The 11,190-nt window shown below is 33.8% G+C and carries 11 protein-coding genes; 9 read left to right on the top strand and 2 right to left on the bottom strand.

What is annotated here, in order from left to right; genetic code table 11:
• Window positions 1–535 precede the first annotated feature (535 nt).
• The 4 genes from DFR80_RS02640 to DFR80_RS02625 all read left to right on the top strand — a co-directional run bounded on the left by DFR80_RS02640 (window position 536) and on the right by DFR80_RS02625 (window position 4,045).
• On the top strand, window positions 536–994 hold the full coding sequence (locus DFR80_RS02640; protein WP_114489140.1) for a helix-turn-helix transcriptional regulator: 459 nt from the start codon (window positions 536–538) through the stop codon (window positions 992–994).
• 130 nt (window positions 995–1,124) lie between these two features.
• The gene (locus DFR80_RS02635; protein ID WP_114489139.1) at window positions 1,125–2,108 is read left to right on the top strand and encodes a TRAP transporter substrate-binding protein; all 984 of its coding nucleotides are present in this window, start codon (window positions 1,125–1,127) and stop codon (window positions 2,106–2,108) included.
• Between the two features lie 99 nt (window positions 2,109–2,207).
• Window positions 2,208–2,756, top strand: a complete 549-nt coding sequence (locus tag DFR80_RS02630) for a TRAP transporter small permease (protein WP_076544350.1) — start codon at window positions 2,208–2,210, stop codon at window positions 2,754–2,756.
• Window positions 2,756–4,045, top strand: a complete 1,290-nt coding sequence (locus DFR80_RS02625; RefSeq protein WP_076544349.1) for a TRAP transporter large permease — start codon at window positions 2,756–2,758, stop codon at window positions 4,043–4,045. The genes DFR80_RS02630 and DFR80_RS02625 overlap by 1 nt, the downstream gene beginning before the upstream one ends.
• Before the next feature lie 267 nt (window positions 4,046–4,312).
• On the opposite strand, the gene DFR80_RS02620 is transcribed toward DFR80_RS02625, so the two are convergent.
• Window positions 4,313–4,831: an HD domain-containing protein gene (locus tag DFR80_RS02620; protein ID WP_076544348.1), complete on the bottom strand. Its 519-nt coding sequence runs from the start codon at window positions 4,829–4,831 to the stop codon at window positions 4,313–4,315.
• A gap of 1 nt (window position 4,832) precedes the next feature.
• Window positions 4,833–5,828, bottom strand: coding sequence for an SDR family oxidoreductase (locus tag DFR80_RS02615; RefSeq protein WP_076544347.1), 996 nt, complete (start codon window positions 5,826–5,828; stop codon window positions 4,833–4,835).
• Between the two features lie 243 nt (window positions 5,829–6,071).
• On the opposite strand from DFR80_RS02615, the gene DFR80_RS02610 reads away from it, so the two are divergent.
• The 5 genes from DFR80_RS02610 (at window position 6,072) to DFR80_RS02590 (ending at window position 11,102) form a co-directional block, all read left to right on the top strand.
• Complete coding sequence (locus DFR80_RS02610; RefSeq protein ID WP_199505761.1) at window positions 6,072–6,407, top strand: cupin domain-containing protein; 336 nt, start codon at window positions 6,072–6,074, stop codon at window positions 6,405–6,407.
• A gap of 130 nt (window positions 6,408–6,537) precedes the next feature.
• The gene (locus tag DFR80_RS02605) at window positions 6,538–7,704 is read left to right on the top strand and encodes an ROK family transcriptional regulator (RefSeq protein ID WP_143414015.1); all 1,167 of its coding nucleotides are present in this window, start codon (window positions 6,538–6,540) and stop codon (window positions 7,702–7,704) included.
• Between the two features lie 52 nt (window positions 7,705–7,756).
• The gene (gene xylB / locus DFR80_RS02600; protein WP_076544345.1) at window positions 7,757–9,250 is read left to right on the top strand and encodes a xylulokinase; all 1,494 of its coding nucleotides are present in this window, start codon (window positions 7,757–7,759) and stop codon (window positions 9,248–9,250) included.
• Between the two features lie 175 nt (window positions 9,251–9,425).
• Window positions 9,426–9,695 (top strand): ACT domain-containing protein, encoded by a 270-nt coding sequence (locus tag DFR80_RS02595; RefSeq protein WP_114489138.1) that lies wholly within the window; start codon window positions 9,426–9,428, stop codon window positions 9,693–9,695.
• 48 nt (window positions 9,696–9,743) lie between these two features.
• Window positions 9,744–11,102, top strand: coding sequence for a PFL family protein (locus DFR80_RS02590; RefSeq protein ID WP_114489137.1), 1,359 nt, complete (start codon window positions 9,744–9,746; stop codon window positions 11,100–11,102).
• Window positions 11,103–11,190: the final 88 nt, after the last annotated feature.

Genomic DNA, 11,190 nt, shown 5'->3' with positions numbered 1-11,190 from the left:
GTGCTACTATTTAATTCGACAAGAATGGGGTGAAGCCCTTTCTATATCATTAAAATCTTTGTTATATCAAGGCTTATTTTTATGAAATTCGCTTAATTACATTCGAAAAAAATTAAAAAATTATTTTGATGCTATTATTTCTTATAATGGATTAATTAACAGCATCTTTTTAATTATTGATAATCAGCTGGAAAAAAAATTAAAATCAATTGCATATAAAAAAATTGAGAATTCGATTAAAAATAGAGAAGAAAAGATACTGATAAATAAGAGCAGTATTTCTTCGGATTTTAATAGAATTAGTGAAATTTACAATCAGACAAAAGAATCTACTGCTGATGCTCAATTTTCAATTAATAATTATCCCTATCAGAGTGAAAAGAAAGTTTTTGCTAAGATAATTGATAAAAATTATAAACTGGCTCGAAAAGAATTTAATAAAATATATAATTATTTATTAAAGGAAGAAAAAAATAATCTAAGCCGGATTAAATCATTTTTAAGGAGATTTTTAATTTTCTTAAACCGAAGATTGATGGAATATTATAATGAACAACAGCCATTTTTAGAAATGCAGAGTTTAGAAAGTGAAATTGAACTGATCAATAATCTGGAAGGATTAAAAATATATTTTGAGCAGATTATAGAAAATTTGGTAGATGATCTTTGTAATAATGCAAAAGAACAGAAAGTACAGATTATAGAAACTGTCAAAGATTATATTGACGAAAATTATAAAGAAGATATTAGTTTGGATGATGTAGCTGATTATATTTCTTTTAGCAAATATTATTTAAGTAAGTTGTTTAAAGAAGTGGAAGGAATTAATTATAAGGATTATTTAATCAAAGTTAGAATGGAAGAGGCCAAGAAAAGATTAAAAGAAGGAGAAAAAATTAAAGTTGTTGCCTGTGAAGTTGGATATTCAGATCGTAATTATTTTAGTCGTGCATTTAAAAAATATACAGGTATTTCTCCCGGCAAATTTCAATAATTTAATTTGATGTCTTTAATTTTCTGAAAACAAACAAAGAAATGAATAAGATAACAAGTTAGTCTATAGTTTTTGTCTATATCTCCTGATACAATTAATATAGAAAATAAATTAAGGGGGAAGAAAAACAATGAAAAAAGTTTTAGTGTTAGTTTTAGCTAGTCTTTTGATTTTCTCATTTGCAGTTTCAGCTCAGGAAATGACCTTACGTCTGGCAGATAATCAGCCCGAAGGTTATCCTACAGTTGTTGGTGCAAAAGAATTTGCTCGTCTGGTTGAAGAAAGAACAGATGGTAGAATTAAGATTGAGGTTTATCCTGGTGGAATTTTAGGAGACGAAAGTTCTACAATTGAACAGGTTCAGTTTGGTGCGATTGATTTTGTTAGAACATCAATTACTCCTATGGCTAACTTTGAGCCTGCGATGAACGTTTTATCTCTTCCATATTTATATCCAAGTGAAGAATATATGTTCCAGGTTTTACAGAGCGAAATTGGCGAAGGTATCCTGGAAGGTTTAAAAGACGCTGGTATTGTAGGTTTAACATGGTATGATGCTGGTGCTCGTAGTTTTTATACTGCTGACAAAAAAGTTACAAGTCCTGAAGATTTAGAAGGTTTAAGAATTCGTGTTCAGGAAAGTCAGTTAATGATGGATATGGTAGAGGCTCTTGGTGCTTCACCTACTCCAATTGCCTGGGGTGAGGTTTACAGTGCACTGCAGACTGGTGTAGTAGATGCTGGTGAAAATAATTATCCTGGTTGGTATTACAACAGTCACCATGAAGTTGCACCTAATTTTGTTGAAGATGAACATAACCGTATTCCAGAATTAATAATCATGAGTAAGATTACCTGGGATAAGTTAAGTGCTGAAGATCAGAAAATTATTAAGCAGGCTGCTGTAGATTCTACTGAAGTACAGCGTGAAGCCTGGGATAAGCGTACTGAAGAAGCTAAAAAATTAGCTGTAGAAGAAGGCGCTACAATTACTACTTTAACTCCTGAACAAAAGCAGGCTTTCCAGGACAAAGTTAAAGGTCTTTATCCTAAGTACAGTGAAGGATATGAAGATTTATTAAATAGTATTTTAAACTTTGAAATGGAAGAATAAACTGATATTAATCTAACTTAAACTAAATTAAGTTAAATAATATTTGTAAATGAAGGTGGAAGGAATTTTCCTTCCACCTCTTAAAAAAGGGTGAGTTTTATGGAAGAAAAAAAAGAAAAACAGGGGTTTCTAAATAAAATTTTAGATAATACTGAGAAATTCATCAGCTATATTGCTATGATTTTTTTGGTTGCAATGATAGTTATTGTCAGTACAACTGTTTTTACAAGATATACAATTAATTTTACTTTTCGCTGGTCAGACGAAGTTGCCTTGTTAATGATGATCTGGTTTGGATTTTTAGGTATGGCACTGGGGGTAAAAAATTCAGTTCATTTAAGTATTGAATTTTTTATGAGTTTGTTTCCAGAAAAATATCAAAAATATATTTATAAGATTGAGGATATTCTAGTAGGTATTTTTGGTTTTTTTATGTTAAAATACGGCTGGGAACTTTATAATGCTACTAAAACTACAGTTTTGCCCGCTACACAATGGACAAGAGGGCTTTTGTTCATTATGTTACCTCTTTCCGGAATTTTAATTATTCTTTATTCTGCTGCTAAATTTTTTGGTATTTTGAGAGAGGAACATCTTACAATTCAGTCTGAAACAGAAAAAAATAAAAAAGCAAAGGGGGAAAATTAATGGATCCAGCGGTAATAATATTATTAGGTTCTTTTTTATTTATGCTTTTTATTCGTATCCCCATTGCTTTCAGTTTAGGACTTTCAACAATGTTTACAGCTTTTTATGTTGGATTACCACCAATGGTAGTCATGCAGCAGATGGTTAAAGGAATTAATTCCTTTTCCCTGATGGCAATTCCATTTTTCATTATTGCAGGTGAAATAATGGGTCAAGGTGGTATTTCAGATCGATTAATTAAATTTTCTAATGTAATTATTGGCTGGATGCGCGGTGGACTGGCTATGGTTAATATTCTGGCCAGTATGTTTTTTGGAGGAATTTCTGGTTCTTCTGTAGCTGATGTTTCATCTATTGGTTCAATTATGATTCCTATGATGGAGCAAAAAGGTTTTGATAAAGATTATTCTATCAATGTGACCATTACTTCTTCTGTTCAGGGTATTATTATTCCACCCAGCCACAACATGATTATTTATTCTCTGGCCGCTGGCGGTGGAATCTCAGTAGCTAAATTGTTTCTGGGAGGTATAGTTCCTGGAGTTCTCCTGGGAATTGCTTTGATGATTTTAAGTTATGCAATTGCCGTTAAGAGAGATTATCCGAGAGAAGAAACTGTTTCTTTTAAAGAAGCATTACGGATAACTCGGGATAGTGTACTTGGTCTTTTAACAGCTGTTATCATCATTGGTGGAGTAACTACCGGTATTTTTACAGCCACTGAATCAGCAGCTATAGCTGCAGTTTATGCTTTTATTATAACTTTCTTTGTTTATAAAGATATACCGATTTCCAGATTTGTTGATATTTTAAGAAGTTCATTGAGTACTCTAGCTATGGTTGTAGCAATTATTGCGACTTCGAGTGCCTTTGCCTGGATGATGTCTTATCTACAGGTGCCTGGCATGATTACAGATGCATTATTAAATTTATCAAATAATCCAATTATCATAATGTTATTAGTTAATTTAATTTTATTATTCCTTGGTACAATAATGGATATGGCTCCACTGATCTTAATTGCAACCCCTATTTTATTACCGGTTGTAAAAAGTATTGGAATGGATCCCATTACCTTTGGTGTTGTGATGATGCTTAATCTTGGGGTAGGTCTTTTAACACCTCCAGTAGGTTCAACTTTATTTGTGGGTTGTTCAATTGGAAATGCTCCAATAGAAAAAATAGCAAAGTCACTAATGCCATTTTATGCAGTACTCGTAATTATGGTATTACTATTATCCTTTGTCCCTGCTTTAACCCTCTGGCTTCCCAACTTTTTGATGGGATAAGCCAAAAAAGGATAATATTTAATATAAAGTAATACAAAGTATTAGATGATACTAAAAGCAAATATCTCCTTATTAGTTTAATATTTGCAGAAAAGATGCTCCTTATCCCGGGAGTGTCTTTTTTTATTCTTTAGTATTAATTGATATCCAGTAATATTTAAAATTTTACAAGTATAAAGAAGTAGTCAAAATTCTGATTTTGACCCATCAAAAAAGCTCCCCACCCGGGTTTAATCCTGAGTCAGGGAGCTTTACTTATGGACCAGTTTAGTAATTATTTAAAAATTCTTTTCTGGCAATCTTTTTTCCTGTCGAAGTCAGAAAGATTTTCTCGATCAAATTTTCTTTTTCAGTTGTATTTTTTTTATTTAAATTATAAACTTCTGGCAAATTGACCAGCCAGTCAGCATCGTAAAGTAATTTAAAATTATTGCTGCTTACTTTACCTGGTGTATGGTGATGAGCAATAATTTCAGCAACTTCATCCATCGTTTCAAAATCAATATTATGTGATTTCATTATCTTTCTGGCAACCGGGGGCCCTTCAATTTCCTGATAGTGCCCGGAACTACTTCCATATTTAACTTCTGAATTTTTAATTCCAATATCATGTAAAACTGCAGTATAGATAATTACCTGTTCATTTATATTTTTATCTGGATACTTTTCCTTAAAAGCTTTTATTAGTTTTTCTGCATAATCAGTTACTTTGAGAGCATGCTGGATTCTTTTTTGATCATCTGCAAAATACTGCTCAAGTTCTTTAATTAGCTTATTTTTAAGCATATTACCTCCTATTTTCAGTAATTATTTTATCCATTAATATATTCCAGTCCTGATCAATCTGTTGTGCTTCTGGATGATTATCAAACCAATTAATTGATTTTTTTACTCCCTTTGCAAACGGTACGGTTGCTTTAAATTGGGGTACAAAACGTTTTATTTTAGAGTTGTCAAATACAACACTCACTGCCTTATCTCCAAGCAGTGATCCTCTGAAGCTTTGATCATATTCTGCAATTTTTTCAGAAGCAACATGAACCAGCTCGAGATTATCTACACCTGCTGCTCTGGCAATAGCTTTAAATATCTGGTTCCAATTTAGTGTTTCATCTGAAGTAATCTGGAAAGCATGACCAAGAGTTTGCATATTTCCCAGTAAGGGAACAAAAGCTTTAGCAAAATCAGTATTATGAGTCATTGTCCAGAGTGAGCTGCCGTCTCCATGAACCAGAATTTTTTTACCGCGGCGCATTCTGTCAACCAGTGACCAGGGAGCCTGATGACTGTTTAAAGCTGCCGGAATTGAGCGTTTGCCGTAAGTATGAGAGGGCCGGATAATAGTAATGGGAAAATCGTGTTTCCGGTATTCAGCCATTAAAATATTTTCACAGGCAATTTTATTCTGCGAATATTCCCAGTATGGATTAGCAAGTGGAGTTGATTCATCGATTAAATAACTTGTCTGAGGTTTTTGATAGGCAGATGCTGAGCTAATAAAAATATATTGATCTGTCTTATTTCTAAAAATTTCAATATCATTTTTAATATGTTCAGGAGTAAAAGCAACCCAGTCAACCACAGCATCAAAGTGGTGATTTTGCAGTTTTCGTTTTGCTTCTTCCGGGTTCCTGATATTCCCTTCAATAATATTTGCCTCTGCTGGAGCCAGATGATTACTATTACCTCGATTGAATAAATATAAGTCTATTCCTTTTTTAACAGCCAGTTCTGACACTGCTTTACTAATAGTTCCTGTACCTCCAATAAATAAAACTTTCATTTATTATTCACTCCCTTTTCAAATTTCACTTTTTGTGATTAAGTTATTAGTTTTATCTTATTTAATATATTCACTATCAGTTATTTTTCTCCTTTAATTCAACTCAATTAAATAAAAAAATTTAAGTCTTAAAATAATTAGACTAATGTCTGCTAAAATATTGCTTTAAAATAAATTTTATGAGAAAATATTATATAGATAATAATTGTAATTACTAAATGCTTAAGGTGAGGAGAGGAAAGAGTGGAAAAAATAATTGTTAAAAATAGTGAAATTGAATTTGAAGAGCTGGAAGCTAAAGTTAAGAGAAAAATACTGAGTCGTGGTGGCTCAATGATGGCTGTAGAAGTTCATTTTAATAAAGGTGGAATTGGTGAAAAACATAGTCATAGTAAGCATCAACAGATCAGTTATATTTTAGAAGGTGAGTTTGAAGTAGAAGTTGGTGATGAGAAAAAAGTTTTGACTGCTGGTGATAGCTTTTATGCAGGAGAAAATGTGGAACATGGAGTTAAAGCGCTTAAAGATTCAGTTATTCTTGATGTTTTTACGCCTCAAAGGGAAGATTTTTTGGACTAATTTGAATTAAATTTTAAAAAATTTTCTTAAAAAGCAGGAATATTATTTAAAAGCGAGAATATATAATACAGAAGATAATTTAAGCTTTAAATTAAAACTTAAATTAATAAGGAGATAAGGATTGATATTTATGAACAAACAGCGTGTAGGAAATTCAACTTTTATTCACAATTTAAATCAGGGTTCAATATTTAAAATTATCCATCGCCATGGACCTATAACTCGCAAAGAGTTAGCAGAGAATACTAGTTATAGTGCTGCTACAATTACCAATCATGTGAAAAAATTAATTGCAGACGAGTATGTCATTGAAACTGAAAAGGGAAGTTCTAATGGGGGGCGCAAGCCTGTTTATATTAAAGTGAATCCGAAAAAAGGTTATATGATATCGTTAAATATAGGTGTTAATCACAGTCAATTATATTTATTTGATCTGGCATTTGAAATTCTAGAAGGAAAGAATATTGCCATAGATCATCAAAAGGATGCAGAATCTAATCTTTTAAAAATTAAAGATGAAATTGAAAATTTACTGGAAAAACATCAGATTAAGCGTGATAAAATTCTGGGTTTAGGCGTTGGTGTCCCAGCTTTAATTAATAGAGAAGATAAAAGTCTGGAATTTGCTCCTAATTTGGGCTGGAATAATTTAGAGATACCTAAATTTTATGCCCGTTATTTTGACTTTCCGGTGCTGCTGGAAAATGAGGCAAAAGCAGCTGTGATCGGAGAAAAGGAATTTGTTTATCCAGATATTGAAAATTTAGTCTTTGTTTCAATTAATGAAGGTATTGGTTGTGGAATTTTGCTTGACGGAAAGCTTTATACAGGTGCCAGTGGTAATGCCGGTGAATTTGGTCACTTAATCATTGATAGTGATGGGCCCAAATGTCACTGTGGAAATGATGGCTGCTGGGAAACTCTGGCTTCTGAGTCGTTTTTACGTGATGAAGTTAACAGATACTTGGGCAAAGATTTAAGTATTGATCAGATTTACCAGCTTGATTTTGAAAAAGACGAAAAGTTAAAAAGCATTATTAAAAGAAGCGGCTGCAATATCGGAATAGGTCTGGTAAATATAATCAATAGTTTGAGTCCTGAACACATAGTAATTGGAGGAGGAATTATTAGGGCTGAAGGTTATTTGATGGAAAATATTAATCAAATTGTGGATCAAAAATCTTTGAAAATCTCACGTGAGTTTGCAGATCTTAAGTTTACCGAGTTGGAAGGTTTGGCAACTGTTTATGGTCTGGCAGCTCAGATATTTAATCTTAGTGTAGAGATTGTGACTTAATTTTATTAGGATAAAAAGGATTTTTTTGGATATTTAATGAGGGGTGTTTATTTTGCAGTATACTTTAGGTTTAGATATTGGAACCAGTGCAGTTAAGGCACTTTTAATGAATCAAAATGGTGAAATTATTGCCGAAAACAGTGAGGGATATCCTCTGTCAACCCCACAGGCAGGTTGGGCAGAACAGAATCCGGAGGACTGGTGGCAGGCGAGTCAAAAAGTGATTAGAGATTTAATTTTAGAAAACGAAATCAAAGCTAAAAAAATTAAAGCACTTAGTTTTTCTGGTCAGATGCACAGTTCAGTTTTTTTGGATGAAAATATGGAAGTGATTAGACCGGCAATACTCTGGAGTGATACCAGAACATCAGCTGAATGTGAAGAAATTTATGAGCGGGTTGGTGGAATTAAAGAGTTAGCCAGTTTAGTTTCCAATCCAGCTTTAGAAGGATTTACAGCTCCAAAGATATTATGGCTTCGCAACAATGAGCCGGAAAACTATAAAAAATTGGAAAAAGTATTGCTGCCCAAAGATTACATAAGATATAAATTGAGTGGCAAACTGGGAATGGATTTATCTGATGCAGCTGGGACACTTCTCTGTGATGTTAAAGCAGAGGACTGGTCAGAAGAAATTTTAAATAGACTGGAGTTAAACCCTTCCATTATGCCACCTGTTTTAAAATCGATTGATATAGTTGGTTCTGTAACAACAGAAGCAGCAGAAAAGACTGGCCTGTCAACTTCAACTAAGATAGTAGCTGGGGGAGCTGATAATGCCTGTGGTTCAGTTGGTAGTGGTATCATTAAAGCTGGGCGAGTGATGGCCAGTTTGGGGTCCTCAGGGGTAGTTGTAGCCCAGACCGATCAGGCGGAAGCAGATCCAGAAGGCAGAATTCATCTCTTTAATCATGCAGTGCCCGAAAGTTACTATATGATGGGGGTTGTGCTTTCGGCTGGAATGTCATTTAAGTGGATGAAAGAAGAGCTGTTTAATGATGAACTTAGTTTTGAGCAGTTAAATCAAGAAGCTGAGTCAGTGGCAGCTGGCAGTGAAGGACTTACATTTCTTCCCTATTTATATGGTGAGCGTACACCTCATGCTGATGCAGATGCGAGAGGAGTATTCTTTGGTATATCGGGTAAACACAAAAGAGGCCACTTTATCCGCAGTGTAATGGAAGGAGTAAGTTTTGCTTTAAGAGATTCTTTAGAGTTGATCAAGGCACGTGGAGTTGAAATTGAAGAGATTCGCTTAATTGGTGGAGGAGCTAAAAGTGAACTCTGGCAGCAGATAACAGCAGATATTTTTGGCGAAACAATTAGTCTTCTAAATATTGAACAGGGACCGGCTTTTGGAGCAGCAATAATAGCAGGGGTAGGAGCAGGAGTATTTTCTGATTTCGAATCAATTGTAGAGGATTTAGTGGATGTAGTTAAGACAGTTGAACCAATAGCAGAAAATGTTGATAAATATAATCAGAACTATAAAATTTATCAGAATTTATATGGAGATTTAAAAGATAGATTTAAAGACTTAAAATAATTTATATTCTAAATATAAAAATAATATGAGATATTGGTGCCACCGGTAATTATGCCGGTGGTTTTTGTTGTAAAGAAATTAAATAAATGATAAGATAAGTGATAAGAATTATAAGCTATTAAATTAGAGCAGGAGAGTTTGGGAGTATTATTCTAGAAGAGAAAGGAAGATTTTTGTGAAAGCAATTATTAGTGTAATTGGTGTTGATCAAATTGGGATTATTGCTGAGGTGAGTTCACTTCTAGCAGAGGAAAAAGTAAATATTCTTGATATCAGTCAGACAATACTGGACGATTATTTTACTATGACTATGCTTGTAGAGCTGGATTCTTTAGAAATTCCGTTAGAGGAATTAAAAAAGAAATTAAAGCAAAAAGGCGAAAAATTAGGAGTTTCAATTAAATTACAGCATGAAGATATTTTTCGCTCAATGCACCGAATTTAAGTGTAGCTAAAATTAGAGTAATATTTAAGTTTGAGAGGAAGTGAGTAAATGATAAATACATATGAGATCATGGAAACAATTAGGATGTTAGAGGAAGAAAAATTGGATATTAGAACAGTGACTATGGGGATTTCCTTAAGTGACTGTGCAGATAGTGATGGAGCAAAAGCAAGAGAAAAAATTTATAATAAAATTGTCAAATATGCGGGTGATTTAGTTAAAACAGCAGAGGAAATTGAGCTGAAATATGATATTCCAATCATCAATAAAAGAATTTCAGTGACTCCAATTTCACTTGTAGCAGCTGCTAGTAATGATCAGGATTATATAGAATTTGCTAAAACTCTGGATAGAGCTGCTAAAGAAGTGGGAGTTGATTTTATTGGTGGTTTTTCAGCTCTGGTTCATAAGGGAATGACAGAAGCTGATAAGAAACTAATTTCTTCAATTCCGGAAGCTTTGGCTCAGACAGAAAGAGTCTGTTCTTCCGTTAATATTGGTACTACCAGAGCTGGTTTGAATATGGATGCAGTTGCTCAGATGGGTGAAGTAGTAAAAAAATGTGCCGAACTTACAGCCGATAATGGTGGAGTGGCAGCCAGTAAACTGGTTGTTTTTGCTAATGCGCCGGAGGATAATCCTTTTATGGCTGGTGCTTTTCACGGGGTTGGTGAAGGTGAATGTATGATAAATGTAGGTATTTCTGGCCCGGGGGCCGTAAAATCAGCTTTGACTAAAGTTAAAGGAGAACCCTTTGATCTAGTTGCAGAAACTATTAAAAAGACGGCTTTTAAAATTACCAGGATGGGCCAGTTAGTTGCAAAAGAGGCTTCAGAAATGCTGGGAGTTACTGCAGGAATTGTTGATCTTTCGCTGGCTCCAACTCCAGCAGTAGGTGATAGTGTTGCTCGTATTTTAGAAGAAATGGGAGTAGAAGTTGCTGGTGCTCATGGAACTACAGCTGCTCTGGCCTTGTTAAATGACGCAGTAAAAAAAGGTGGTGTAATGGCTTCTTCTCATGTTGGTGGATTAAGTGGAGCCTTTATTCCTGTTAGTGAAGATGCAGGTATGATTGAAGCTGTTGAAAAAGGTTCATTAAGTTTGGAAAAACTGGAAGCCATGACAGCAGTCTGTTCGGTTGGACTTGATATGATTGCTGTTCCCGGAAAAACTACTGCAGAAACAATTTCTGCAATCATTGCTGATGAAGCAGCTATTGGTATGGTTAATCATAAAACAACAGCAGTGAGGGTAATTCCTGTCCCTGATAAGGATGTTGGTGAAGAAGTAGTTTATGGAGGTTTATTTGGAAGAGCTCCAATTATGAAAGTAAGTGAATATTCAAGTGCTGACTTTATTGCTCGAGGTGGAAGAATTCCCGCACCTCTGCAGAGTCTTAAAAATTAAAATAATTTAACTTAAGTTAATATTTTTTTAAAATACCAGTTCCTTTTTAATTTTAAAGAGGTGCTGGTTTTTTTATGGGTAAAATTTG

It is taken from the genome of Halanaerobium sp. ST460_2HS_T2 (assembly GCF_003337665.1).
In the GTDB taxonomy this organism is placed as follows: domain Bacteria; phylum Bacillota; class Halanaerobiia; order Halanaerobiales; family Halanaerobiaceae; genus Halanaerobium; species Halanaerobium kushneri.
This window is presented reverse-complemented; position numbering and strand designations above follow the sequence as displayed.